Source organism: Bacillus sp. 103mf (assembly GCF_900116295.1).
Taxonomy (GTDB): Bacteria; Bacillota; Bacilli; order Bacillales; family Bacillaceae_G; genus Bacillus_A; species Bacillus_A bruguierae.
In genome coordinates this window covers 78938-105905 of sequence record NZ_FPAF01000010.1, presented here as the reverse complement: position 1 = coordinate 105905, position 26968 = coordinate 78938, and the positions used below count along the sequence as shown (strand labels likewise).

Genomic DNA, 26968 nt, shown 5'->3' with positions numbered 1-26968 from the left:
TCAGAAAAAAATGGTACAATAGCGGGTAGAGTGGTAGTACGCTGCTTAGATACATTCCGCAACGTGGAGGTTTATATATGCCAAAAGTTCGAACGAAAGACTTAATTGAACATTTTCAGTTAGAGTTAGTAAGTGGTGAGGAAGGAATTCACCGTCCAATTGATACAAGTGATTTATCACGCCCTGGAATTGAAATGGCAGGATTCTTTACATATTATCCAGCTGATCGTGTTCAGCTTCTTGGGAAAACGGAGCTTACTTTTTTTGATACGTTAACAGAAGAACAAAAGAAAATGCGCATGCAAGCGCTTTGTACAGAAGAAACACCGTGCATTATCGTAACGCGCGGTCAAGATGTACCAGAGGAGTTAATGCAAGCATCTCGTCAGACTGGCGTACCGTTATTATGCTCGCCGTTAAAAACAACACGTTTATCGAGTCGTTTGACGAATTATTTAGAAAGTAAATTAGCGCCAACAACAGCTATTCACGGTGTGTTAGTTGATATTTATGGTGTTGGTGTAATGATTACAGGACAAAGTGGTGTCGGGAAAAGCGAAACAGCACTTGAGCTTGTGAAGCGTGGACATCGCCTTGTGGCTGATGATAGTGTAGAAATTCGTCAAGAAGATGATGATACATTAGTCGGGAGTTCACCGGAGTTAATTGAACATTTACTTGAAATTCGTGGACTTGGCATTATTAACGTTATGACGTTATTTGGTGCAGGTGCAGTGCGTAACCATAAACGTATTTCACTTGTAATTAATCTTGAGATTTGGGATCAAAAGAAAAATTACGACCGCCTTGGTTTAGATGAAGAAAAAATGAAAATCATTGATACAGAGATTACAAAGATCACACTTCCAGTACGACCTGGTCGAAACTTAGCTGTTATTATTGAGGTAGCAGCGATGAATTTCCGTTTAAAACGTATGGGCGTCAATGCAGCGCAGCAATTTTCAGAGCGTCTTATGAGTGCGATTGAACTAGGGAATCAAAATTAAATACAAATGAAATTTCCATTAGTGAAGGATAAAAAGAAAGGGAGTGGAGAGTATGCTATTAGGATCTGTACCGCAGCTTGATCGCGTGGCAATTCAGCTTGGGCCGTTTCCGATTTATTGGTATGGTGTCATTATTGGTACTGCTGTTTTGCTCGGATTGTGGCTCGCAACCCGTGAAGGAGAGCGTCTTGGTATTCCGAAAGATACATTTATTGATTTGGTCCTAATTGCAGTGCCGCTTGCAATCCTTTGTGCACGTGCATACTATGTTATTTTCGAATGGGATTACTATTCGCACAATCCAAGTCAAATTATTAACATTCGTCAAGGTGGTTTAGCGATTCATGGCGGATTAATTGGTGCGGTTCTTACAGGAATTGTATTTGCGAAAAAACGCGGTCTGTCTTTTTGGAAGCTAGCGGATATTGCAGCGCCGAGTATTTTACTTGGACAAGCGATTGGACGCTGGGGAAACTTTATGAACCAAGAAGCTCATGGCGGTGAGGTAACGCGTCAATTTCTTGAAAGTTTACATTTACCACAATTTATTGTGAATCAAATGTATATTGATGGTGTATATTACCATCCAACATTTTTATATGAATCGTTATGGGATTTTGCTGGGGTTATTTTACTTCTACTTCTTCGAAAAGCAAATTTACGACGCGGGGAACTATTTTTTATATATTTAACTTGGTATTCTATCGGTCGCTTCTTTGTAGAAGGATTACGTACAGATAGCTTAATGCTTGGCCCGCTTCGTATTGCACAAGTTGTATCAATTACCTTAATTCTCGTTTCTATTATTTTTGTGTTTGTGAGACGAAAAATGGGGTATGCGGATAAACGATATTCAGAACAATAAGGATAGAACTTCAGAGGTGAATGAGAAAAAGTAGCGTCAAACATGCGGCGCTGCTTCTTTTCTTATCCTGCTATTCGCGGGTTTTCCATCAGCGGGATAAAATCGCTGATGGAAGTTTCACTTTATCCCGCTCTAACAAGCAGTAAGCGCAGAAGGGAATACGAGAAGAGGAACTGCTTGTAAGAGCCCGATTGGGCGGGCTAACCATTCGAAGGAAAAAGTAACTTCGAATAGAAGTTTCACTTTATCCCGCTCTAACAAGCAGTAAGCGCAGAAGAGAATGCGAGGAGAGGAACTGCTTGTAAGAGCCCGATTGGGCGGGCTAACCATTCGGAGGAAAAAGCATCTCCGAATGGAAGTTTCACTTTATCATACAACAACTAAGGGTGGCGAAAAGATGAACATAAATACAGTGTTATTTGATTTGGATGGAACGTTGATTAATACGAACGAACTTATTATCTCTTCATTTTTACATACTTTAGAAAAGTACTATCCAAATCAGTATAAGCGTGAAGACGTACTACCGTTTATCGGTCCGTCATTGCACGATACATTTAGTAAAATTGACGAAAAACGAGTAGAAGAACTCATTCAATGTTACCGCAATTTTAATCATGAACATCATGATGAGTTAGTAGAAGAGTATGAAACAGTGTATGAAACTGTACAAGAACTTCGGAAGAAAGGTTATAAAATCGGGATTGTAACAACGAAAGTGCGCCAAACTGTCGAAATGGGATTAAAGCTATCGAAATTAAAAGAGTTTTTTGATGTTGTGGTGACAATTGATGATGTAGAGCATGTGAAGCCGCATCCAGAACCGATTCAAAGAGCACTGCAATTATTAGGAGCAAAGCCAGAAGAAGCTTTAATGGTAGGGGATAATCATCACGATATTGTTGGCGGACAAAATGCTGGCGTGAAGACAGCGGCTGTTGCATGGACAATTAAAGGACGCGAATACTTAGAGTCTTATAAACCGGACTATGTGTTAGAAAAAATGAGTGACTTGTTAACAATCTTGCCTCATGAATTGAGTTGACAAGGGGAGAGAATGGTGCGACGGACAACACGCTATCCTGTGTCAGGAGCAAATTCATTATGGAACGTATATAAGACAGTTTCATTTTGGAAAGTGATGAAAAACTTCATTGTCATTCAAATTGCACGTTATACTCCATTTTTACGGATGAAAAATTGGTTATATCGCACATTTTTGCGAATGAAAATTGGAGAGCAAACTTCTTTTGCACTTATGGTTATGCCAGATATTATGTTTCCAGAGAAAATTACAGTTGGGCATAATTCGATCATTGGTTATAATACAACATTATTAGCTCATGAATATTTAATTACAGAATATCGCCTTGGTGAAATTACAATTGGAAACGAAGTAATGATTGGAGCAAATTCGACTATTTTACCGGGTGTTGTCATTGGAGATGGAGCGATTGTTTCAGCGGGCACACTTGTTCATCGTGATGTACCGAGCGGTGCTTTCGTTGGTGGAAATCCGATGCGTGTTATTTATACGAAAGAGGAAATGGCAGTGAGAGAAGGGAAATGTTAGAAATGTAACATTTTCCTTTTCTTTTCGGGAATGAAAAGGAAATATTTGCGTATAATATACTGTTTTGTTTTTAGAAGAATCGTTTATACTTATAGATAGAAGAATGAAATAATGGAGGATCTATGGGGAAAAATCAAGAAATTCATAAAGATAACGGACAAGTTATTTCTTTTAATCAATTAGCCGATTTCTTTTATGATAAAGGAATGAAGGCTTATCGCAATCATCATTTAGAAGATGCAATTAAATATTTTAAAAGAGCGGCACAAAATCAGAAAGAGCCGTTTATTTTATGTCAATTAGCAACGGCATTATCAGAAGCGGGAGAGTATCACGAATCTAATCAAATTTTATTACAAATTGTTCGTACGGGTGAACAAATAGAAGAATGCTATTATTTTATGGCAAATAATTATGCGTATCTTGGTCTATTCCAACAAGCGAAAAAGTATGCAGAGCGGTATTTAGAAATTGCGACGGATAAAGAGTTTATTGCGGAGACGATGGAACTTTTAGAGATTATTGAAGAAGAAGAAATGGATGCGCCGGAATTTGAAGATGAAGATGGATTAATTGTGATGCAAGAGCAAGCGAATCATTATATTCGGAACGGTCAATTAGAAGAGGCGATTGCGACGCTTGAAGGGGTTATAACGGAATATCCGGAATTTTGGTCGGCACATAATAATTTAGCAATTGCTCATTTTCAGCTTGGAAATGTTGATCAAGCATTGAAAATGACAGAGCTAATTTTAGAGAAGAATCCAGGGAATATTCATGCCTTATGTAATACGCTTATTTTTCTATATTCCGTTGGGGAATATAAGCAAGTAGAAAAGTTAGCAGAGCAATTGGAGACAGTGTATCCGATGTCGTTTGAACATCGTGTGAAATTAGGGACAACATTTGCAACAATTGGTCGTTTCGAAAGTGCATATAAATGGTTAAAAGTTTTAAAGCGTCAAGGTTACGAAGGTGATGTTAGTTTTTATTATTGGTTTGCATATTCTGCTTATATGGTAAACGATGAACAAACAGCAGAGAAAATGTGGACGCATGTTGTAGAGTTACATCCTGATAAAAAAGGAAAGGAGCCTTGGAATGCTATTAATTTAGCAGATGAAGGCCAAAATATTTTATTTCGAGAACTGCAGCAATCTTTTCAGCAAAGTGAAACGTTAGAAGAACAAATGCTAGCTTTATATTTAATGAATGAGCTGACAACACCAGAGAAAGTCGGTTTTTTCTTTGATGTGATGCAATCTCCTAAGCGTGTTCCGATTGTATCACAGCTGGCGCACTATTTCTTTTTAATTAATAGTCATAAAAATATTCCGCAGGAGCTTCAGCCGTTTGAACAATGTGTCCGTATTGCAGATGCTTTATATAATTATACAAAAAAAGATGATGAGCTGATTGAAGAATGTTTACATCTTTGGTTTTGTACATTTATACGCTTATACACAAGCGGAACGACGTTTACAAATGTATATGGCTGGTCAGCGGCAGTTGAATATATTGTAAGAGGCGAATGTCAAAATAAATTGACGCAGGCAGAGCTTGGGAATATATATAATGTATCGGTAGCAACTGTACGAAAGTATGTGCAAGCAGTAAGATGTGTGCATGCATAAGCGCGAGCAAATCATTGGGAAAAAAACATTACCGACAGTATAATGAGGGTATCAAAAGAGCGATAAGAATAGGAGATGAAGAATATGGCAGAAGAAAAAATTTATGATGTAATTATTATCGGAGCTGGTCCGGCAGGGATGACAGCAGCTGTGTATACCTCTCGCGCAAATTTAAGTACGTTGATGTTGGAGCGTGGTATCCCGGGCGGACAAATGGCAAATACAGAAGAAGTAGAAAATTATCCAGGTTATGATCATATTTTAGGACCGGACTTATCAAATAAAATGTTTGAACATGCGAAGAAATTCGGTGCAGAATATGCATATGGTGATGTGAAACAAGTTATTGATGGAAAAGAATATAAAACAGTAATCGCTGGAAAGAAAGAATATAAAGCACGCGCAATTATTGTAGCGAGCGGTGCGGAATATAAGAAAGTTGGCGTGCCAGGCGAGAAAGAACTTGGTGGACGCGGCGTGTCATACTGTGCAGTATGTGACGGTGCATTCTTTAAAGGAAAAGAACTTGTCGTTGTTGGCGGCGGCGACTCAGCTGTTGAAGAAGGTGTGTATTTAACACGTTTTGCAACGAAAGTAACGATTGTTCACCGCCGAGATCAATTGCGTGCACAAAAGATTTTACAGGACCGTGCTTTCCAAAATGAAAAAGTTGATTTCATTTGGAATCACACTGTAAAAGAAATTAATGAAGCAAACGGAAAAGTAGGCAGCGTAACACTTGTAGATGTAAATAGCGGTGAAGAGCAAGAGTTTAAAACAGAAGGCGTATTTATTTATGTTGGTATGTTACCACTTTCTAAACCATTTGCAGAATTAGGTATTACAAATGAAAATGGTTATATTGAAACAAATGAACGTATGGAAACAAAAGTTCCTGGTATTTTCGCAGCTGGTGACATTCGTGAAAAAATGCTTCGCCAAATTGTAACAGCAACAGGTGATGGAAGTATTGCAGCGCAAAGTGCACAGCATTACGTGGAAGAGCTGTTAGAAGAATTAAAAGTAGAAAAATAATGAACAAAAAAGAGAAGCTGTCTTTATTGAGACAGCTTTTTTCTATATAAATACAAAGGGAAACCCCTCCATCCTGTTTGAATTTCATCTCTGGTCCATCAAACAGTGCTGATATTGAAATGAATCTTGTCGTAGGTGTACATGGACCAATAAGAACAGCGTATATTATTGTAGATGATCAATAATTTCTATCTAAATCATTATGAGATATGCAGTTTTTTCATTTTTTCCTGAATGGTGATGGGAATAGTCTCCCATCATCTTTTTCATTTGCTTTAGACAAGAGGTTCATTCGTTGTGACAAACTGTATTTGATAGTATAATGAAGGAAGTATATAATGGGGATTTCTCCGTTAATAGCTGAGGTGAAGAAGCTTGCAAAGAGTGACAAACTGTGTGTTAATCAAGGGTAATGAAGTTCTTTTATTACAAAAGCCTCGTCGAAATTGGTGGGTTGCCCCAGGCGGTAAGATGGAACGCGGGGAAACAGTAAGAGAATCGGTTGTTCGCGAATATCGCGAAGAAACGGGGATTTATTTGAAAAATCCAGCATTAAAAGGTGTCTTCACTTTCGTAATCCAAGAAGGAGACAAGGTTGTTTCCGAATGGATGATGTTTTCTTTCTTAGCGACAGATTTTGCAGGAGAAAATAAACTGCAAAGCGAAGAAGGGATAATAGGCTGGCATACATTTGATAAGATTGATGAGCTGCCAATGGCACCAGGAGATTATCATATTATTGATTATTTAATTAAAGGAAATGGTATTATTTACGGTACATTTGTATATACACCAGACTTTGAATTACTTTCGTATCGGTTAGATCCGAGTTAAACCATGAGGGGGGATATAATGGACGCGCATAATGATATTAAAATGGTTATTATTACAGGAATGTCTGGAGCCGGGAAAACAGTTGCTTTGCAAAGTTTTGAAGACCTAGGATATTTTTGTGTGGATAATTTACCGCCCATGTTGTTGCCGAAGTTTGTTGAATTAATGGCAGACTCGAAAGGCAAAATGAATAAAGTAGCGCTCGGTATTGATTTACGCGGACGAGAGTTCTTTGATCATTTATGGGGAGCGCTTGATGATTTAACAGAACGCACATGGATTATTCCGCATATTTTATTTTTAGATGCAAAAGATAGTACGCTTGTAACACGTTACAAAGAAACAAGGCGTTCACATCCACTTGCTCCAACAGGTCTTCCATTAAAAGGAATAGAAGCAGAACGTACGCTATTAACAGATATGAAGGCGCGTGCAAATATTGTACTTGATACGTCGGAATTAAAGCCGAAAGAACTAAGAGAAAAGATTATTCAATTATTCTCAACAGAGGATGAACAAGCATTTCGCGTAAACGTAATGTCATTTGGATTCAAATATGGTATTCCAATTGATGCTGATTTAGTATTTGATGTTCGTTTTTTACCAAATCCATACTATATTCCACACATGAAGCCATTAACAGGTCTTGACGAGGAAGTATCATCATATGTGCTGAAATTTAATGAAACGCACAAATTTTTGGAGAAGTTAACAGACCTTATTTCCTTTATGCTTCCGCATTATAAGCGCGAAGGAAAAAGTCAGCTTGTTATTGCCATTGGATGTACAGGAGGACAACATCGATCCGTTACACTTGCAGAATATTTGATGAAACATTTGAAGCAAGAATATACAACCCATGTGTCTCATCGTGATGTGGAGAAAAGAAAGGGACATTAAGTGATGGGAAAAGAGAAGAAACCGAAAATCGTTATTATGGGAGGCGGAACTGGTCTATCCGTTTTATTACGCGGTTTAAAAAAGTATCCAGTCGACATTACCGCGATTGTAACGGTTGCTGATGATGGGGGAAGCTCTGGGAGACTTCGTGATGAGTTAGAAATCCCGCCTCCTGGAGATATTCGCAATGTGCTTGTTGCATTGTCTGATGTAGAGCCACTTGTGGAAGCGTTATTTCAACATCGTTTTACATCAGGAGAAGGATTAACAGGACATGCGCTTGGAAATTTATTGTTAGCTGGAATGACAGCTATTACAGGTGATTTTTTTCATGCTATTACGGAAACAAGTAAAGTGTTAAATGTAAGAGGACGTGTACTTCCGGCTGCGAATCAAAGTGTTGTGTTGCATGCGGAATTGGAAGATGGGCAAATTGTAAGCGGGGAATCAAAAATTCCGTATTACGGTAAAAAAATTAACCGTGTCTTTTTAACACCGGGAGACGTAGAACCGCTTCATGAAACATTAATGGAAATTCAAAAAGCTGATTTACTTGTATTTGGACCAGGAAGTGTGTATACGAGCATTTTGCCGAATTTAATGGTGAAAAAAATCGGGGATGCGGTTCTTCAGGCAAAAGCGAAGAAAGCCTACGTTTGTAATGTTATGACCCAAGCTGGTGAAACAATGGGATATACAGCATTTGACCATGTGAAAGCATTGCATGATCATCTTGGAGAAGCGTTTATCGATACAGTAATAGTGAACGATGAACCAATTCCATCTGAACTATTAGGGCGTTATGCAGAAGAAATGTCGGAGCCAGTTGCGATTGATGAAGATCGCTTTACCGCGCATAATATTAAGTTGATTAAAGGTTGTTTAGCAAAGTATGATGATCAAGTTGTGCGTCATGATACGATAAAGCTAGCTTCGATTTTATATTCATTAATATAACTTGTAAGCTTGAAAAAGTTTGCATGGTAGAAGGCGTTACTTCTTTGAGGTAACGCTACAAGTTCATTTAGGGCATAAAAGTAATTATGACTGTTAGGAGGTGGAACTGTTGTCCTTTGCATCAGAAACAAAGAAGGAGCTGACAAAGCTCGAAATGAAGGAATGCTGTGAGAAGGCAGAGTTGTCAGCATTACTTCGTATGAATGGTTCACTCTCCTTTTCAAACCGCCGTGTAATCATTGACATTCAAACGGAAAATGCAGCGATTGCTCGGAGAATTTATACATTATTGAAAAAAGGATATAATGTGACAGTTGAACTACTTGTCCGTAAGAAAATGCGTTTAAAGAAAAATAATGTATACATCGTTCGTTTAGTTGAGAAAGTACGTGAAATTTTATTAGACTTGCACATTGTACGAGAGGACTTTTCGTTTATTCGTCATATTTCACAAGAACTAATCGAGAAAAAGTGTTGTAAACGGTCATACTTACGCGGGGCTTTTTTAGCGGGGGGATCTGTTAATAACCCAGAAACATCATCGTATCATTTAGAAATTTTCTCATTATACAAAGAACATAATGACGCGATATGTGAGCTTATGAATGAATTTGCATTAAATAGTAAAACGTTAGAAAGGCGAAAAGGGTACATTACATATTTAAAGGAAGCGGAAAAGATTACCGAGTTCTTAAATATTATTGGTGCTCATACCGCTCTTTTGAAGTTTGAAGATATTCGTATTGTGCGCGATATGCGTAACTCTGTAAATCGTCTTGTGAATTGTGAAACAGCAAACTTAAATAAAACGATTGGTGCAGCTTTAAGACAAATTGAAAACATTCGTTATATTGAAGAGACTGTTGGACTTGATTTTTTACCAGATAAATTACGTGAAATCGCAGAATTGCGTATCAATTATCAAGATGTTACATTGAAAGAATTAGGAGAAATGGTATCTGGGGGAAACATTAGTAAATCGGGTATCAATCATCGTTTGCGTAAAATTGATGATATTGCTGAGAAATTACGCGCCGGTGAAGCGGTTATAAAAAAATAATGGGCAAAGGGGAATGGAACAGTGGTTCAAAAACGGGTAGAGGTGCTGTTGAAGACTGGATTACAAGCACGTCCGGCAGCGTTGTTTGTACAAGAGGCAAATCGTTTTCAAGCTGATATTTTTATGGAGAAAGACGGTAAAACGGTTAATGCTAAGAGCATTATGGGGATTATGAGCTTAGCTGTTGGATCTGGATGTGAAGTTACAATTACGACAGAAGGATCAGATGAGACAGAAGCATTGGAAGCACTCGTTGCTTATGTGCAAAAAGAACAATAAAAAAGCTATCGCAATGTGCGATAGCTTTTTTATTGTGAATGGAGTGACTGTGGCTCGGCTACTTTCCTGTCGAACATGGTCGAAGGGTCTTTCTCCCGTGTCGAATCGCCGATATATTGAAAAAAGCGCTGATAAATGAAAAAGAGCTATCGCAAATGATAGCTCTTTTCTTCTGATCCAGCTCCAGCGGCTAGAATGTTCGGTGGCTTCGCTTCTTCCGTCGAGGTAAAAAGCACCTCTTTGTCAGAAGCTCCATCCCCCTCATATTCTGAACGAGCCACTTCCGCTTTTCTTAGCGATTTGTAAAGATTTTATCAATTAAGCCGTATTCTAACGCTTTTTCTGCTGTCATGAAGTTGTCGCGTTCTGTGTCGCGCTCGATTACTTCTAATGGCTGACCTGTACGCTCAGAAAGAATTTTGTTTAGTTTATCGCGTAAGAATAGGATGCGTTTTGCAGCGATTTCAATTTCTGTCGCTTGTCCTTGTGCACCGCCAAGTGGTTGGTGAATCATAACTTCACTGTTTGGAAGAGCGAAACGTTTTCCTTTTTCACCAGCTGCAAGTAAGAAAGCACCCATAGATGCAGCCATACCGATGCAAATTGTAGATACGTTTGGTTTAATAAATTGCATTGTGTCGTAAATTGCCATACCTGCTGTAATAGATCCGCCAGGACTGTTGATATATAAATGAATATCTTTTTCTGGGTCTTGTGATTCTAAGAATAAAAGCTGAGAAACGATAGAGTTTGCTACATTGTCATCAATTGCGCTGCCAAGCATGATGATGCGGTCTTTTAATAAACGAGAGTAAATATCGTAAGCACGTTCCCCGCGATTTGTTTGTTCAATAACTGTAGGAATTAAATTCATGTGTAACTTCCTCCTTTAACACATTTGTTAATTTTATAATACAATTATGGTCAATAAAGGTCAAACGAAACCACTTCAGTTTTAAAAAATATGTAGGTGTATCATGTTAATTCGCTATAAATAAGGAATTCCCTTTTTCTATATCTTCCTCATGATAACCGAATTGGGTGAATTTAAACATATTTATAGAAAACCCCTCTTTTTTAGGTGGGCGAGAGCATCTAGCCATGCATAGAAGCGGTCAGGAACTTTTTCTGCCACGTGCGAAGTGAAAACAAAAAGAGAAAGAGAAAGCGAGTGCAGGTTCCTTGTTCGCCGCATGGCAGTGATTTATATAAGCACAAAAAAGAACGCCGTTACATATATAAGCGTTCTTTTTCGTACTATTCTTTAAGTAAATAAGTTACTTTGTTTAAGATTTCCTCTAGCTTCTTGGCGTTGTTTGCATACATGCTCGCGGCGGTACTTGATTTCGTTTCTAAAGAAAAGAGTTCAAGATCAGCATGACACTTCTTTAAAGAAGCGAGTAATAATGGTTTGTCTTGAGGAGAAGGCATTTGAATTTTATCATTGTATATGTCGACAGTTAGTTGGCCGTAGGAGTCGATTTGTCCAATGAATACGTTGTCTATTGCAACTCCTATTTTTTCGAGTTCAGTGCGAACCCAAGCTCGGTTATGACCGCTTGCTGCAAGAGGTTCATCCATTATGTTTCCATCCATAATGACTGTGTGCGTTTCTTTTTCATTTGGTAGTTTTAATCCGATATCTTTTGCAGTTAATGGTTGTCTGTCTTTCTTTAATAATACGTTTAATTCACCGCTCGGTTCTAATATAGCGAATTCAACATCGTTTATGTTGAATACATCTTTTTTTCGTAGGAGCTCTAGTAGTTCGTCGCTCGTATATTTTTCCTTTTTTAAATTATCTTCGAGTACTTTGCCATCTTTTATGAAAATAGTGGATTTACCCTCTACAAAATCTCGTACCGTCTTATTTTTTAAGGAAACTAGTCCTGCGAAAAAAGGTATGATAGCAAAAACCATCATACTAGAAATACCGTGGAAGAAGTTTTGTTCCAACCCTGTTGATACTTCTGCAGCGATATCACCAATCGTCATACCTGCTATGTACTCAAAAAAGGAAAGTTGAGAGATTTGTCTTTTTCCAAGCCATTTCGTAATGGCAAATAAAATAATTAAGACAAATAAAGAACGTATAATGACAAGCGGCCATTCTGGTATGTGAATGTCAGGCATATATATTCCCTCCAGTCTTCCTAGAATCCTTTATATTGTGGTTCTTCTCGTTCTAATGCTGAAACTCGCCCTTGTAAATCAGCAATTACACTATCCATCTCTAACATACATTCATGAAACACACGTTTCGCTTCGTCGTCAGCAGCATTTTGTGAAAGTGCACTTAAACTTGCTTGTGCACCTTTCAAACTAGCAAGGCATGTTTTTACACTTGCAACAACGGTCATGAGAACACCTCTTATCCTTTTGGTTTGAATAATAAAGCACCGATAAATCCGAAGATAATTGCGGCGGATACACCGGCGCTTGTTACTTTAAACATTCCTGTTATAACGCCAATGATGCCATGCTCAGCCGCTTCTGCCATTGCACCGTGAACGAGAGCGTTCCCAAAGCTTGTAATAGGAACTGTTGCACCTGCTCCGGCAAAATCAATTAACGGTTCATACAAATTAAATCCATCTAATATGGCGCCAATGACAACAAGTGTCGCCATAGTATGAGCAGGGGTGAGTTTGAATACGTCGAACATAATTTGTCCAATAACACAAATGAGGCCGCCAATTACAAAAGCCCAAAAAAAGATCATGTATTATACACCTCCAACTTCAATGGATACTGCATGGGCGATACAAGGAATCGTTTCTTGTTGTTGGAAAGTTAATGGAGAAAGTAAAGCTCCAGTAGCAACTACAAGTATTTTGCTAAACTCTCCTTTTTTCATTCGGTTTAATAAATGTCCATACACAACAGTTGCTGAGCAGCCTGGACCGCTTGCTCCTGCTAAAATAGGTTGATCGTCTCTGTAAATGAGTAATCCGCAATCTAGAAATTGTTCGCTTCGTATTGATGTTCCTTGCTTACGTAGTAAGTCAAAGGCAATTTCGCGTCCTACATGGCCGAGATCGCCCGTTACAATTAAGTCGTAGTAGGATACGTCGATTTGTCGTTCTCTTAAATGTGCTTCAATCGTGTCGACAGCAGCAGGAGCCATAGCCCCGCCCATATTAAACGGATCGGTTAGCCCCATATCGATCACTCTTCCAATTGTTGCTGACGTTACGCAAGGTCCATCTCCTTGATCACTTAATAAGGCAACACCGGCCCCTGTTACTGTCCACTGCGCAGTAGGGGGTTTTTGTCCTCCGTATTCAGTTGGATATCTGAACTGTTTTTCTACAGCAGTATTATGACTTGATGCTCCTGCTAATAAATATTTTGCTCCTTTTGCATTTACGATGCTTGCACCTAAAGCAAGTCCCTCCATCGAAGTAGAACAAGCCCCGAATAATCCGAGATAGGGAGTGCCAAGTGTCCGGCAAGCAAAGCTTGAAGGAGTAATTTGATTAATTAAATCTCCCGCCAGGATAAATTGAATATCTTCTTTCCGTAGTTTTGCTTTTTCTGTTGCTCTGCTGCAAGCCTCTTCAAATAAAATTCGATGTGCCTTTTCATAGGAGTCTTGTCCTAACCATAAATTATCGTGCAATGTATCGAAATCCTCAGGGATTTTTCCGTTCGCTTCAAATGGTCCGCCAATGACACCAGTTGATATAATCACGGGTTTGTTTTCAAATACCCATGTTCGGTGGCCTTGTAACATTTAAAACCCTCCCCATTGGATTAGAATCGTTCGAATCAGTGCGATTACAAAAGCGGAAAATACGCCAAATAAAATAACAGATCCGGCTAGTTTAAACATATTCCCGCCCACTCCAAGAACAAAACCTTCCGTACGGTGCTCGATACAAGCTGATATGACAGAATTTCCAAATCCGGTAACAGGAACGGCTGTACCTGCCCCGCCAAACTGAGCTAATCGATCGTATACACCAAAACCTGTTAGAAGCATAGAAATAAAGATCATTGTAGCTACAGTTGGATTACCTGCAGATCGTTCAGTAAAATCGAAATAAGTAATATAAAATGTGGAGATAAGTTGACCGATTAAACAAATGAATCCGCCAACAAAAAAAGCTTTTATACAATTTTTTAGAACAGGACGCTTTGGTTCGCGCTGCTGTTCAAATTTTTTATATTCTTGCTGCATTGGTGTTAAATCTTTGTTTTGGCTTGACATACGAATCCATCCTTTTCTATGTTGAAAAGTATTATTAAATATCGGAATGCATTTCTTCTTTTACTACTTTCAGTTGTTTTTTTATTTCTTTTTTATCTGCTTCTTTGTTTTTAATCTTTGTTTCTAATTTATCTAGCAACATTAAAATTTTTTTATCCATACTGACATAAACTTTTAAATTAGGATACATCTTTTCTAATGTCTGTTTCATTTCTTTTTTTAATTTCTTGATTTGAAAGCGTTCGTGGTGCTCTGGCTTCGCGGCTACATATAGTTCGTTATTGAAATTAACCGCTTTTACTTCAATTACTTCTTCCATGTTAAGAATCTGATCTTTCGCTTGATTTGCTATGGATTGATCAACAGTCTCCATGCTGACTTGTGTTAATTGTGTATCTTTTTTAGTTGTTTTGTGCTCTTCTTTCTCATTCGCTTCTTTTTTTACTTTTTTATCTAGAGGACTGTTACAGCCGCTTAGGAAACTGAAGAAGAGAAGGAATAACAAAGTAATGATCCTGAATTTTCGCATTGTATCATTCCATTTCTATAGCTCTATGTAATTTGAGGTGAAAAAAGGATGATATTGTATCACCCTTTTTTCGATTCAGCATAAAGTGGGTATCATTATGTTTGCTTTAAGCGCCCTTTACTGCTGTGTATATTGAGGTTCTTCTTGTTGAACCTCTTGAACGCGTGGATTTAAAGATTCAATAATTGATTGCGTTTGCTGTGCTGCACTTTGAAATAATTGCTTCGCTTGTTGGTTATCAGTATCAAGAGCGAATCCCTCTAAGCTTGCTTGTGCGCTTTTTAATCCTGAAACAGTTTGTTTAAGTTTTGTAATTACAGTCATAACGTAATTCCTCCTCTAATTGAATTGAATTTCAATCATTAGAATTTGTGAATGTGTATTGAAATATAATTACCAATTTTAGGTTCTTTTCGAAATATAAATTTTCATCCATATATAATTTGAAAATATAAGGATTTATGCTGACGAATTATAATATCGGTAGTTATGTTTATTTAAGAATAACGATTATATATGAATTTGTAGAACTTTAATTGAGGGTATTTTCAGAAAGTACATATTTTATATTTCGTTGTTTAAAATATTATGTATCAATTTAAATTAGGAGAATAAAAATTAGCAAATAGCGATTAAAAGGAGAAAGAGTTATGGATCATCATACTTTAGTTAGATGGTTGGAAGCAGTGTTAATTATATTCGCATTAATTGCAATTTGGTTTTCTGCAAGTAATTTCAGTAGTGTGAAGCGCTTTTTAATTGGTCGTCCGATGCGAACGTCAGAGCTTCATGCGCAGCACAACAAATTATTTTGGTTAATTGCGCTTCCTATCCTTTCGGCAGATTTGTATTCATCTGTTGCCTATGGACCTGAATCAGGAATGACAGAGCTTGCAGGACTTGGTCCTGATGCGAAATGGTTGATTATGCCGATTACCATTTCGACTATCGTTCTTTTGGCAATTTTGATTGTGTCGTATATTATGGGGATTTTAGCATATCCAAACGGCGGAGGAGCGTATGCCATTGCGAAAGATAATTTCAAGCAGCGCTGGGTTTCCCTTGTTGCCTCTAGTTCTCTGCTCGTTGATTATGTGTTAACCGTAGCGGTATCTGTATCTGCAGCGATAGAAGCTGTTTCTTCAGCGTATCCTGTAGTTGCGCCTTATGAAACGATTTTGGCGATTTTATGCGTTGTTATCTTAGTACTTATAAACTTACGCGGGGTAGCAGAATCAGCTCGCGTATTTGCTTGGCCGACATTCGGGTTTATGATTTGTATGTTAACTTTAATTTTTACGGGATTTTTTGATGAATTTCGTCACGGGTTTATTCAACCAAGTACGCCGAGCTTTGGAACAGTTCCAGAAGGCTTAACAACTTTATTAGTTTTGAAAGCGTTCAGTTCAGCCTGTTCAGCACTTACAGGAATTGAGACGATTTCAAATGCAGTTCCTATTTTTAGAGAACCACAGCAAAAAAACGCAATTAGAACGTATATTGCTTTAGGTTCTATCACAGCTGTGACACTTTTAGGATTTTCGTATCATCTGTATGCGAAAGGTGTTACACCAGATCCACACAATACGATGTTGTCGCAGTTAACTGGCATGTATTTTGGACATGGAATTTTATATCAAGTAATTATATGGTTTACGTTTATTGTTTTAATTTTGGCGGCAAATTCTACATTTACAGGATTTTCTCAGCTTGCTGCAATTGTGGCGGCAGACGGATTTTTGCCTCGAAGTTTAACAAATCGTGGAGACCGTTTAGGATATTCAAATGGAATTATTGTGCTAGCATCACTAGCATGTATTTTGATTATATCGTTTCGTGCGCATACGAATGCGTTAATTCCGCTATATGCAATCGGTGTTTTCCTTTCGTTTACGGTAGCGCAAATTGGTTTGATGCGGCGCTGGAAACGAGTAAAAGGACCAAACTGGAAAGTTAAGTTTACGATTAATACGGTTGGTGCTGTAATTACATCAATCGTTGCTGTTATTTTTGCTGTTACAAAGTTTACGGGGGGCGCTTGGGTTGTATTAGTTGTCTTGCCTATTATGATTTTTATCTCAATGTCAATTCACAGTCATTATGAAGATGTTGCAAAAGAATTGCGCATCGATATGCAAACGATACGTCCAGTAGCAAGTGATGTAGTCACACTCGTTTTAGTGTCAGGCGTTCATCGTGTTGTGAACAACACGATATCCTTTGCGAAAAGTCTAGATGTTGATCCGATTGCTGTATACGTTGGTTTCGATGAACAATCTATAAATAAAATGGAGAAAAAATGGAAAGACTGGGGAACTCCTTGTAGACTGGTAGTTCTTCGCAGTAAATATCGTTCTCTTCTTGAACCGCTGAATCGCCTTATTAAAACAATAGAGGCGAAACAAGAAGCTGGGGGGCATATCCATATTATTATTCCGCAGTTTATTGCGCACAAATGGTGGCATAATGCATTGCATAACCAAAGTGCACTTCTTTTACGCATGTGGTTTATACGCAATAAAGATATCGTGATTACAACGGTTCCGTATCACTTACATAAATAATATTGTTTTATTATTGATAATTTGAGTTATGTGGTCTACGTCGTTGTGCGATGTAGGCCGTTTGTTTTATCCTGCTATTAGTGGGGAGTAAAACCACCATTGATGGAAGTTTCTCTTTATTGTATAAAGAGAATTTACGTTCAGGTAAAAAGATGATTCTTTCATATTGATGTCTAAGGTGTAGCTCTGTAAACTGCGATATTAAGAAATAATTGCTTCCAAAACGAACATATCGTATAATAAACAGTGCGCGATAGGGTAAAAAGGTGTCCTTTTGCCGTAGAGTGTATTATAATGCGCCCATAGCTCAGTTGGATAGAGCGGTGGTTTCCGGTACCACGTCTGCCGGGGGTTCGAATCCCTCTGGGCGCGTCGAAAAACCCTAACTTATATTGAAGTTAGGGTTTTTATTAATTTGTTTATAGAATTCTTAAATATAAAAGGGAAAAAGAGTAGTTTAAGTATAATGAGGTTTCATTATATTTAAACTACTCTTTTTAATTGTTATTTCTTAAAATGAGAGTTACTATTAGTATGTGGTATAAAAAATGGCGGATATTTTTAAAGTCTGTCACTAATTCCGCCTGATATTATTCATTTTTTAGTTGTAATATATAAACTTGAATAATACATATAGAGTAATAATATGTGGATATGGGTGTTTTGTAAGGATTCTCCTTTTTATAAACTTATTGTACAATAGAAGTGAGGGGGAGATTAGGGTGAAAGCAAGTCTTTTACAAGAACAAAGTTTACGTTTGGCAATGACGCAAGAGTTAAGGCAAGCGATTACAATGCTCCAGTACAATGTGCAGGAATTAACGGAGTTTTTGTATGAGCAATCGCTGGAAAATCCCCTTATTGAGCTAGGTGGCTTTGATAGGGAAAAGAAAAAGAGTAAAACAACAAGTAAACAAACTGAGAATCAAATAGAAATTTATAGTGTGGATTCCACGACGATTCAACAACATTTAGTAAACCAATTACAGTATTATAAAATAGATGAAGAGCAAAGAAAAATTGCCTCATTTATTATTTTAAATGTAGATGAGAACGGGTATTTACAAGAAACGAATGAAGAATTAGCGTCGTTATTATCGGTATGTATAGAAGAAGTAAATAGCTGCATGGAGCTCGTTCAATCGTTAGAGCCAGCAGGGGTAGGAGCGAGAAATATTCAAGAGTGTTTAACCATTCAATTAAAGCGCTTACAAAAAAGGAGTACTTTAGCGGAAATAATTGTAGATGAACATTTTGCATATTTTGTAAAGAAAGATTGGCGCAAGTTAACAAATGTATTGAAATGTAGTACAGAAGAATTACAAGAAGCTGTTCATGTGATTACATCATTGCAGCCGAAACCAGGATTGGCGTTTTCTTCGGAGAAGCCGATGTACATTGTTCCAGATATAGCGGTGAAAAAAGAAGATAATCGCTTGCTGATTCAGATGAATGAGCGTAATATGCCGAGAATTGAAATTCATTCAGAGTATAGTGAGCTTCTTCATAATAGTGAAAGTGACGTCGCTTCTTATGTTTCGGAAAAATATCAGCATGTACAATGGATTATGCGTAGTTTAAAACAAAGAAAACAAACGCTTTTAAATGTAATGGAAGTAATTATTGAAAAGCAGCGCGACTTTTTTATGAATGGTCCGCAATATTTAAAGCCGCTTGCGTTAAAAGAGGTGGCTGAAATATTAGGTGTCCATGAGTCAACCATTAGCCGTGCAACGCGTAATAAATATGTGCAAACACCGTATGGTTTATTTGAAATGAAGTCATTCTTTAGCAATGCGGTAGCAACAACAGAAGACGCGGCAATTTCAACGAAGAGAGTGAAGCAGCTCATCGGGAAGTTTGTAGAGAGAGAAAATAAGAAAAAACCACTTTCAGATCAAAAGATTTCAAAAATGTTAGAAGAAGAACACGAAATTATTGTTTCGCGCAGAACAGTAGCGAAATATCGAGAGCAGTTAAATATTCCAGCTTCTTCTCTGCGAAAAACGATTGTATAGGTGATAAGTATGGAGGTTATTCTATATACAAAGGAAGAATGTGGTCTTTGTCAAAAGGCGAAACAACTTCTGCAAGAGTTGAAAGATGAATACGTATTTGATTTGAAAGAAATAGATATTTATGAGGATGAACAGCTGTTAGAAAAGTATCATCTTACGATTCCCGTCGTTGAAATCGAAGGGGAAGAGGTAGGATATGGAATTATTCACAAAGATGTCATAATGAACAGCATAATTCGTGCGATAAGAGTTGAATAACTTTGCATCTCCTGTTACAATACTAAATGTAGCAGGAATATTTTTTTACTCTATGCGGGACACAATATGTCACCACGGGACATATAATGACCACATAGAGAATGAACCAATGTGGTGAGGAGATACAATATGATGCGCTCATGGATTCAGTATACAAAAAAATTATTACCTGATCTGCTACCTGTTATGCAAAAGAGAATGCAAATTCTTCAGTACATCCGGTTAACACAACCTATTGGTAGAAGAAATTTATCTGCAAGTCTTGGTATGACAGAACGAGTATTACGAAGTGAAGTACAGGTTTTGAAAGATGAGAACTTGATTCACGTCGCCTCTTCTGGAATGACATTAACAGAAGAAGGAACAGCTGTTATTCTTGCTTTGGAAGACTTTATGAAAGAAATTTCTGGTTTGAAGGTTTTGGAAAAGCAGCTTAAGGAAACATTAGACTTAGATGAAGTTTTCGTTGTCCCTGGTGATAGTGATGAATCACCTTGGGTCAAGCTGGAGATGGGCCGCGCTTGTGCCTCTTGTATAAAAGATCGTCTGACAGCGAATAATATCGTTGCTGTGACTGGAGGAACCACGATAGCTGCCGTAGCTGATATGATGCAAATTGATTGCAGGGACCTACATATGTTATTTGTCCCAGCACGCGGTGGAATAGGAGAGAGTGTTGAGTTAGAAGCAAACACGATTTGTGCGAAAATGGCACAAAATACGATGAGTAATTATCGCTTATTGTATGTTCCTGACCATGTAAGCAGCGAGGCATATGCATCCATTGTGACAGAACCTTCTGTGAAAGAAATTCTTGAGTTGATTCGATCTTCCAACATTGTCATTCACGGAATCGGTGATGCCTTAACAATGGCGCGTAGAAGAAGTACTTTAGAAGCAGATTGGATGAAAATTAAAGAGAACAAAGCGGTCGGTGAAGCCTTTGGATACTACTTCAACGAACAAGGTGAAGTAGTTCATAAAGTACAAACAGTTGGCATGCAGCTTGAAGATTTACAGCATGTATCTCATGTCGTGTCAGTTGCTGGAGGTTCATCAAAAGCAAAAGCAATTCAAGCAGTAATTAAACAAGGACACACTTCGTTACTTATTACAGACGAAGGTGCAGCAAAAGAGTTAGTAAAGGGTAAATAACCCTTAATATACATCCCCCAAGGAGGAAATTCAAATGACTAAAATTGGTATTAATGGATTTGGCCGTATCGGACGTGTAGTATTCCGCGCAGCTCTTAACAACCCTAACGTAGAAGTAGTAGCAATTAACGACTTAACAGACGCTAAAACTTTAGCTCACCTTTTAAAATATGATTCTGTTCACGGAACAGTAAATGCAGAAGTATCTGCAAACGGCGACAGCATTATCGTTAACGGTAAAGAAATCAAAGTTATCGCTGAGCGCGACCCAGCTCAATTACCATGGAGCGACTACGGCGTAGAAGTAGTAGTAGAATCTACTGGCCGTTTCACTAAAAAAGCAGACGCTGAGAAACACTTAGGTGGATCAGTTAAAAAAGTTATCATCTCTGCACCAGCTTCTGACGAAGATATCACAATCGTTATGGGTGTTAACCATGAGCAATATGATGCAGCTAACCATAATGTAATCTCTAACGCTTCTTGTACTACAAACTGCTTAGCTCCATTTGCTAAAGTATTAAACGAAAAATTCGGTGTAAAACGTGGTATGATGACAACTATTCACTCTTACACTAATGATCAACAAATCTTAGACTTACCACATAAAGATTTACGTCGTGCACGTGCAGCAGCAATGAGCATGATCCCAACTACAACTGGTGCAGCGAAAGCAGTAGCTTTAGTATTACCAGAACTTAAAGGTAAATTAAACGGTGGTGCAGTTCGTGTTCCAACTGCTAACGTATCTCTTGTTGACTTAGTTGTTGAGCTTGAGAAAGAAGTAACAGTTGAAGAAGTAAACGCAGCATTCAAAGCAGCAGCTGAAGGCGAATTAAAAGGTATCCTTGGATACAGCGAAGAGCCATTAGTATCTATCGACTATAACGGATGCACAAGCTCTTCTACAATCGATGCATTATCTACAATGACTATGGAAGGCAACATGCTTAAAGTTCTTTCTTGGTACGACAACGAAACTGGTTACTCTAACCGCGTAGTTGACTTAGTAGACTACATTGCTTCTAAAGGTCTTTAATTCTTAAGTTTATCAGTTATCAATGACAAAACGAGGGGGAGGGTTTGTTCCCTCTCTCTTCTTTCGTTTTATAAGCAAATGTGATAAGCTTTTGAATGGGTTTTGTCAATCCTAACTAGTCGGAGGGAAATCCAATGAACAAAAAATCAATTCGTGACGTAGATTTAAAGGGTAAACGAGTATTTTGCCGCGTTGACTTCAACGTACCAATGAAAGAAGGCAAAATTACAGACGAGACTCGTATTCGTGCGGCTCTTCCTACAATTCAATATTTAGTAGAGCAAGGTGCGAAAGTGATTTTAGCAAGCCATTTAGGTCGTCCAAAAGGACAAGTGGTAGAAGAAATGCGTCTAACTCCAGTAGCTACACGTTTAGGTGAGCTTCTTGGTAAAGATGTGAAAAAAGCGGACGAAGCATTCGGACCTGCTGTACAAGAAACGATTGCAGCAATGAACGAAGGCGACGTATTAGTTCTTGAAAACGTTCGTTTCTATGCGGGCGAAGAAAAGAACGATGCAGAACTTGCGAAAGAATTTGCAGCTCTTGCTGATATTTTCGTAAACGATGCATTCGGTGCAGCTCACCGTGCTCATGCTTCTACTGCAGGTATTGCAGATTACTTACCAGCAGTATCAGGTTTCTTAATGGAAAAAGAATTAGAAGTACTAGGTAAAGCACTTTCTAATCCAGATCGTCCATTTACAGCAATCATCGGTGGTGCGAAAGTAAAAGATAAAATCGGTGTAATACGTCATCTACTTGATAAAGTTGATAACTTAATCATTGGCGGCGGACTTGCTTATACATTTGTAAAAGCAGCAGGTCATGAAATCGGAAAGTCTCTATGTGAAGATGACAAAATTGAACTAGCAAAAGAGTTTATGCAACTTGCACAAGAAAAAGGTGTAAACTTCTACATGCCAGTTGATTGCGTCGTTGCAGATGACTTCTCTGAAACTGCAAACCGACAAGTTGTAGATATCGATTCTATTCCTGCTACTTGGGAAGGATTAGATATTGGACCGAAAACAAGTGCAATTTATGCAGATGTAATTAAAAACTCTAAGCTTGTTGTATGGAACGGACCAATGGGTGTATTCGAAATGGCTCCATATGCAGAAGGTACAAAAGCAGTAGGACAAGCATTAGCAGATGCGGAAGGTACATACTCTGTTATCGGCGGTGGTGACTCTGCAGCAGCTGTTGAAAAATTCGGTATGGCTGATAAAATGAGCCACATTTCTACTGGCGGCGGTGCGTCATTAGAATTTATGGAAGGTAAAGAACTTCCTGGTGTAGTTTGTCTTAACGACAAATAATTAGCAGCCAAGAAAAAGGACGGTGCAAAGCATGCGTAAACCAATTATCGCAGGTAACTGGAAAATGAATAAAACTCTATCTGAAGCAGTTAGCTTCGTAGAGGAAGTAAAAGGTCAAATCCCAGCAGCAGCAGCTGTTGATGCAGTTGTTTGCTCTCCAGCTCTTTTCTTAGAGCGCCTTGTAGCAGCATCTGAGGGAACTGACTTACAAGTAGGTGCACAAAACATGCACTTCGAAAAAAATGGTGCATTCACTGGCGAAATTAGCCCAGTAGCACTTAGCGACTTAAAAGTGAGCTACGTAGTACTTGGCCACTCTGAGCGTCGTGAAATGTTTGCTGAAACAGACGAAACAGTAAACAAAAAGACTCTTGCAGCATTTGAACACGGTTTAACACCAATCGTTTGCTGTGGTGAAACGTTAGAAGAGCGCGAAAGCGGAAAAACATTTGATCTTGTAGCAGGTCAAGTGACGAAAGCACTTGCAGGCTTAACAGAAGAGCAAGTAAAACAGACTGTTATCGCATATGAGCCAATTTGGGCAATCGGTACAGGTAAATCTTCTTCTGCACAAGATGCAAACGAAGTATGTGCACACATCCGTAAAGTTGTTGCTGAAGCTGTTTCTCCGGCAGCTGCAGAAGCAGTTCGTATTCAATACGGCGGTAGCGTAAAACCTGAAAACATTAAAGAATACATGGCACAATCTGATATCGATGGTGCTTTAGTTGGCGGCGCAAGCTTAGAGCCTGCTTCCTTCTTAGGTCTTTTGGGGGCGGTAAAATGAGAAAGCCAACAGCTTTAATCATTCTTGACGGTTTCGGTTTACGTGAAGAAACATACGGGAATGCTGTAGCACAAGCTAAGAAACCTAATTTCGACGGTTACTGGAACAAGTTCCCTCACACAACGCTTACAGCGTGCGGCGAGGCGGTAGGTCTTCCAGAAGGTCAAATGGGTAACTCTGAGGTAGGTCACTTAAATATTGGTGCCGGCCGCGTTGTATACCAAAGCTTAACACGTGTGAACGTTGCAATTCGTGAAGGTGAGTTCGATCAGAACGAAACGTTCCAAAGTGCAATGAAACACGTAAAGGAAAAAGGTACAGCTCTTCATTTATTCGGTTTACTTTCTGATGGTGGTGTGCATAGTCACATTGACCATATGTTTGCCCTTCTTCGCTTAGCTGCAAAAGAAGGCGTGGAGAAAGTATATCTTCATGCATTCTTAGATGGCCGCGATGTTGGTCCGCAAACAGCAAAAGGGTATATCGATGCAACAAATGAAGTAATGAAAGAAACAGGAGTAGGCCAGTTCGCGACAATCTCCGGTCGTTACTACTCCATGGACCGTGACAAGCGTTGGGATCGCGTTGAAAAATGTTACCGTGCCATGGTGAATGGTGAAGGCCCTACTTACAAAACTGCATATGAGTGTGTGGATGACTCATACGCAAATGGTATCTATGATGAATTCGTATTGCCGTCTGTAATGGTAAATGAAGATGAAACGCCAATTGCAACAATCAATGATGATGATGCAATCATCTTCTACAATTTCCGTCCAGACCGTGCAATTCAAATTGCTCGTGTATTTACAAACGAAGACTTCCGTGAGTTCGATCGTGGTGAAAAAGTACCTCACATTCCAGAATTCGTTTGTATGACACACTTTAGCGAAACGGTAAAAGGTTACGTAGCATTCAAGCCAATGAACTTGGATAATACGTTAGGTGAAGTTGTTTCACAAGCGGGATTAAAACAACTTCGCATTGCGGAAACTGAAAAGTATCCGCACGTTACATTCTTCTTTAGCGGTGGTCGTGAGGCTGAATTCCCAGGAGAAGAGCGTATCTTAATTAACTCACCAAAAGTCGCAACATACGACTTAAAACCAGAAATGAGCATTTATGAAGTAACAGATGCTCTTGTAAATGAAATTGAGAATGACAAACATGATGTAATCATTCTTAACTTTGCAAACTGTGATATGGTTGGCCATTCTGGGATGATGGAACCAACAATTAAAGCAGTAGAAGCAACTGACGAATGTTTAGGAAAAGTTGTAGAAGCGATTCTTGCAAAAGATGGTGTAGCACTTATTACTGCTGACCATGGTAATGCTGACGAGGAGTTAACTCCAGAAGGCACACCAATGACAGCTCATACAACAAACCCGGTTCCTTTCATCGTTACAAAAGAGGGTATTGAGCTTCGTGAAGGCGGTATTTTGGGAGATATCGCACCAACAATGCTTACACTTCTTGGCGTTGAACAGCCAAAAGAAATGACAGGTAAAACAATTATTAAATAATTACTCATATAAAAAGGAGAGAAATAATATGCCAGCAATTTTAGATGTTTATGCTCGTGAAGTTTTAGACTCTCGTGGTAACCCAACTGTAGAAGTTGAAGTATACACAGAAAGCGGCTCATTCGGACGCGCTTTAGTACCAAGTGGTGCATCTACTGGTGAATACGAAGCAGTAGAATTACGTGACGGTGACAAATCTCGTTACTTAGGAAAAGGTGTTCTTAACGCAGTAAATAACGTAAACGAAATTATCGCTCCAGAAATCGTTGGTTTCGATGTAACTGACCAAGCTGGAATCGACCGTGCTATGATCGAATTAGACGGCACTCCAAACAAAGGTAAATTAGGCGCTAACGCTATCCTTGGTGTATCTATGGCAGTAGCTCATGCAGCAGCTGACTATGTAGGTCTTCCATTATACCGTTACCTTGGTGGATTCAATGCAAAACAATTACCAACTCCAATGATGAACATCATCAACGGTGGTTCTCACGCTGACAACAACGTAGACTTCCAAGAGTTCATGATCTTACCAGTTGGTGCACCTTCATTCAAAGAAGCAATCCGTATGGGCGCTGAAGTATTCCATGCGTTAAAAGCTGTATTACATGACAAAGGTCTTAACACAGCAGTAGGTGACGAAGGTGGATTCGCTCCAAACCTTGGTTCTAACCGTGAAGCATTAGAAGTAATCATCGAAGCGATCGAAAAAGCTGGTTACAAAGCTGGCGAGAACGTATTCTTAGGAATGGACGTTGCTTCTTCTGAGTTCTACAACAAAGAAACTGGTAAATACGACCTTGCAGGCGAAGGCCGCACTGGCTTAACTTCTGCAGAAATGGTTGATTTCTACGAAGAGCTTTGCAAAGACTTCCCAATCATCTCTATCGAAGATGGTTTAGACGAAAACGACTGGGATGGTCACAAATTATTAACTGAGCGTCTTGGCGATAAAGTTCAATTAGTTGGTGACGACTTATTCGTAACTAACACGCAAAAACTTGCTGAAGGTATCGAAAAAGGTATCTCTAACTCAATCTTAATTAAAGTTAACCAAATCGGTACTTTAACTGAAACTTTCGAAGCAATCGAAATGGCTAAACGTGCTGGTTACACAGCAGTTGTATCTCACCGTTCTGGTGAAACTGAAGATGCTACAATCGCTGACATCGCAGTTGCAACTAACGCTGGCCAAATCAAAACTGGTTCTATGAGCCGTACAGACCGTATTGCTAAGTACAACCAATTATTACGCATCGAAGACGAACTAGGCGAAATCGCTGTTTACGATGGTTTAAAATCTTTCTACAACTTAAAAAAATAATTGTAGAATGTAAAAACCGGCCGTGAGAAATCACGGCCGGTTTTATTTTTATCCCGCTACTCGTGGGCAGTAAGACCCCCACCTCAAGATTG

At 38.7% G+C, this 26968-nt stretch carries 29 protein-coding genes, 1 tRNA gene and 1 pseudogene; 22 read left to right on the top strand and 9 right to left on the bottom strand.

Annotation, left to right across the window (positions count from 1 at the left end; all coding sequences use genetic code 11):
• Positions 1 to 77: 77 nt before the first annotated feature.
• From hprK to BM350_RS19085, 12 genes and pseudogenes are all read left to right on the top strand, one after another.
• A complete protein-coding gene (gene hprK, locus BM350_RS19140; RefSeq protein ID WP_090915934.1) occupies positions 78 to 1007 on the top strand; it encodes an HPr(Ser) kinase/phosphatase in 930 nt (309 codons plus the stop codon).
• 52 nt (positions 1008 to 1059) lie between these two features.
• Positions 1060 to 1872, top strand: coding sequence for a prolipoprotein diacylglyceryl transferase (gene lgt, locus BM350_RS19135; RefSeq protein ID WP_090915936.1), 813 nt, complete (start codon positions 1060 to 1062; stop codon positions 1870 to 1872).
• A gap of 397 nt (positions 1873 to 2269) precedes the next feature.
• A complete protein-coding gene (gene ppaX / locus BM350_RS19130) occupies positions 2270 to 2917 on the top strand; it encodes a pyrophosphatase PpaX (RefSeq protein ID WP_090916132.1) in 648 nt (215 codons plus the stop codon).
• A gap of 15 nt (positions 2918 to 2932) precedes the next feature.
• Positions 2933 to 3445, top strand: coding sequence for an acyltransferase (locus BM350_RS19125; protein WP_090916134.1), 513 nt, complete (start codon positions 2933 to 2935; stop codon positions 3443 to 3445).
• 122 nt (positions 3446 to 3567) lie between these two features.
• Positions 3568 to 5079: a tetratricopeptide repeat protein gene (locus BM350_RS19120; protein WP_090915938.1), complete on the top strand. Its 1512-nt coding sequence runs from the start codon at positions 3568 to 3570 to the stop codon at positions 5077 to 5079.
• An 84-nt stretch (positions 5080 to 5163) separates the two neighbouring features.
• Positions 5164 to 6114 carry a thioredoxin-disulfide reductase gene (trxB, locus tag BM350_RS19115; protein WP_139207673.1) on the top strand — a complete coding sequence of 317 codons (951 nt, stop codon included), beginning with the start codon at positions 5164 to 5166 and terminating at the stop codon, positions 6112 to 6114.
• A 68-nt stretch (positions 6115 to 6182) separates the two neighbouring features.
• Positions 6183 to 6299: pseudogene (locus BM350_RS19110) on the top strand (LUD domain-containing protein); the annotation flags it as partial.
• 190 nt (positions 6300 to 6489) lie between these two features.
• On the top strand, positions 6490 to 6948 hold the full coding sequence (locus BM350_RS19105; RefSeq protein ID WP_090915942.1) for an NUDIX hydrolase: 459 nt from the start codon (positions 6490 to 6492) through the stop codon (positions 6946 to 6948).
• Between the two features lie 18 nt (positions 6949 to 6966).
• A complete protein-coding gene (rapZ, locus tag BM350_RS19100) occupies positions 6967 to 7848 on the top strand; it encodes an RNase adapter RapZ (RefSeq protein WP_090915944.1) in 882 nt (293 codons plus the stop codon).
• A 3-nt stretch (positions 7849 to 7851) separates the two neighbouring features.
• Complete coding sequence (locus BM350_RS19095) at positions 7852 to 8805, top strand: gluconeogenesis factor YvcK family protein (RefSeq protein WP_090916136.1); 954 nt, start codon at positions 7852 to 7854, stop codon at positions 8803 to 8805.
• Positions 8806 to 8914: 109 nt separating this feature from the next.
• Complete coding sequence (gene whiA / locus BM350_RS19090; protein ID WP_090915945.1) at positions 8915 to 9865, top strand: DNA-binding protein WhiA; 951 nt, start codon at positions 8915 to 8917, stop codon at positions 9863 to 9865.
• A gap of 21 nt (positions 9866 to 9886) precedes the next feature.
• Positions 9887 to 10144 (top strand): HPr family phosphocarrier protein, encoded by a 258-nt coding sequence (locus tag BM350_RS19085; protein ID WP_090915947.1) that lies wholly within the window; start codon positions 9887 to 9889, stop codon positions 10142 to 10144.
• Between the two features lie 146 nt (positions 10145 to 10290).
• Here BM350_RS19085 and BM350_RS27890 read toward each other — a convergent pair whose 3' ends face one another.
• From BM350_RS27890 to BM350_RS19045, 9 genes are all read right to left on the bottom strand, one after another.
• Positions 10291 to 10425 carry a hypothetical protein gene (locus BM350_RS27890; protein WP_280141398.1) on the bottom strand — a complete coding sequence of 45 codons (135 nt, stop codon included), beginning with the start codon at positions 10423 to 10425 and terminating at the stop codon, positions 10291 to 10293.
• Positions 10426 to 10436: 11 nt separating this feature from the next.
• Positions 10437 to 11018, bottom strand: coding sequence for an ATP-dependent Clp endopeptidase proteolytic subunit ClpP (clpP, locus tag BM350_RS19080; RefSeq protein WP_090915949.1), 582 nt, complete (start codon positions 11016 to 11018; stop codon positions 10437 to 10439).
• 383 nt (positions 11019 to 11401) lie between these two features.
• The gene (locus BM350_RS19075; RefSeq protein WP_090915951.1) at positions 11402 to 12277 is read right to left on the bottom strand and encodes a DUF421 domain-containing protein; all 876 of its coding nucleotides are present in this window, start codon (positions 12275 to 12277) and stop codon (positions 11402 to 11404) included.
• 20 nt (positions 12278 to 12297) lie between these two features.
• Positions 12298 to 12504, bottom strand: a complete 207-nt coding sequence (locus BM350_RS19070; protein WP_090915953.1) for a DUF1657 domain-containing protein — start codon at positions 12502 to 12504, stop codon at positions 12298 to 12300.
• Positions 12505 to 12515: 11 nt separating this feature from the next.
• Positions 12516 to 12866 carry a stage V sporulation protein AE gene (spoVAE, locus tag BM350_RS19065; RefSeq protein WP_090915955.1) on the bottom strand — a complete coding sequence of 117 codons (351 nt, stop codon included), beginning with the start codon at positions 12864 to 12866 and terminating at the stop codon, positions 12516 to 12518.
• A gap of 3 nt (positions 12867 to 12869) precedes the next feature.
• The gene (gene spoVAD, locus BM350_RS19060; protein ID WP_090915957.1) at positions 12870 to 13880 is read right to left on the bottom strand and encodes a stage V sporulation protein AD; all 1011 of its coding nucleotides are present in this window, start codon (positions 13878 to 13880) and stop codon (positions 12870 to 12872) included.
• Positions 13881 to 14357, bottom strand: a complete 477-nt coding sequence (gene spoVAC / locus BM350_RS19055) for a stage V sporulation protein AC (RefSeq protein ID WP_090915958.1) — start codon at positions 14355 to 14357, stop codon at positions 13881 to 13883. It lies immediately after the preceding gene.
• Between the two features lie 34 nt (positions 14358 to 14391).
• Positions 14392 to 14886, bottom strand: coding sequence for a YhcN/YlaJ family sporulation lipoprotein (locus BM350_RS19050; protein WP_090915960.1), 495 nt, complete (start codon positions 14884 to 14886; stop codon positions 14392 to 14394).
• 117 nt (positions 14887 to 15003) lie between these two features.
• Entirely contained in the window at positions 15004 to 15210 is a 207-nt protein-coding gene (locus BM350_RS19045; protein ID WP_090915962.1) for a DUF1657 domain-containing protein, read from the bottom strand.
• 326 nt (positions 15211 to 15536) lie between these two features.
• Between BM350_RS19045 and BM350_RS19040 the strand changes: the two genes are divergently transcribed.
• From BM350_RS19040 to eno, 10 genes are all read left to right on the top strand, one after another.
• Positions 15537 to 17450 (top strand): APC family permease, encoded by a 1914-nt coding sequence (locus tag BM350_RS19040; RefSeq protein ID WP_090915964.1) that lies wholly within the window; start codon positions 15537 to 15539, stop codon positions 17448 to 17450.
• A gap of 296 nt (positions 17451 to 17746) precedes the next feature.
• A tRNA-Arg gene (locus tag BM350_RS19035) sits at positions 17747 to 17822 on the top strand.
• A gap of 350 nt (positions 17823 to 18172) precedes the next feature.
• On the top strand, positions 18173 to 19468 hold the full coding sequence (rpoN, locus tag BM350_RS19030; RefSeq protein ID WP_090915966.1) for an RNA polymerase factor sigma-54: 1296 nt from the start codon (positions 18173 to 18175) through the stop codon (positions 19466 to 19468).
• A 9-nt stretch (positions 19469 to 19477) separates the two neighbouring features.
• Positions 19478 to 19726 carry a glutaredoxin family protein gene (locus BM350_RS19025; protein WP_090915968.1) on the top strand — a complete coding sequence of 83 codons (249 nt, stop codon included), beginning with the start codon at positions 19478 to 19480 and terminating at the stop codon, positions 19724 to 19726.
• A 132-nt stretch (positions 19727 to 19858) separates the two neighbouring features.
• Positions 19859 to 20881 carry a sugar-binding transcriptional regulator gene (locus BM350_RS19020; RefSeq protein ID WP_090916139.1) on the top strand — a complete coding sequence of 341 codons (1023 nt, stop codon included), beginning with the start codon at positions 19859 to 19861 and terminating at the stop codon, positions 20879 to 20881.
• Between the two features lie 34 nt (positions 20882 to 20915).
• Positions 20916 to 21920, top strand: coding sequence for a type I glyceraldehyde-3-phosphate dehydrogenase (gene gap / locus BM350_RS19015; protein WP_020061700.1), 1005 nt, complete (start codon positions 20916 to 20918; stop codon positions 21918 to 21920).
• Between the two features lie 134 nt (positions 21921 to 22054).
• Entirely contained in the window at positions 22055 to 23239 is a 1185-nt protein-coding gene (locus BM350_RS19010; RefSeq protein ID WP_090915970.1) for a phosphoglycerate kinase, read from the top strand.
• Between the two features lie 31 nt (positions 23240 to 23270).
• The gene (gene tpiA, locus BM350_RS19005; RefSeq protein WP_090915972.1) at positions 23271 to 24026 is read left to right on the top strand and encodes a triose-phosphate isomerase; all 756 of its coding nucleotides are present in this window, start codon (positions 23271 to 23273) and stop codon (positions 24024 to 24026) included.
• The gene (gpmI, locus tag BM350_RS19000) at positions 24023 to 25552 is read left to right on the top strand and encodes a 2,3-bisphosphoglycerate-independent phosphoglycerate mutase (protein ID WP_090915974.1); all 1530 of its coding nucleotides are present in this window, start codon (positions 24023 to 24025) and stop codon (positions 25550 to 25552) included. The genes tpiA and gpmI overlap by 4 nt, the downstream gene beginning before the upstream one ends.
• Positions 25553 to 25580: 28 nt before the next feature.
• Positions 25581 to 26876 (top strand): phosphopyruvate hydratase, encoded by a 1296-nt coding sequence (gene eno, locus BM350_RS18995; RefSeq protein ID WP_090915976.1) that lies wholly within the window; start codon positions 25581 to 25583, stop codon positions 26874 to 26876.
• The last annotated feature ends 92 nt before the right edge of the window (positions 26877 to 26968 follow it).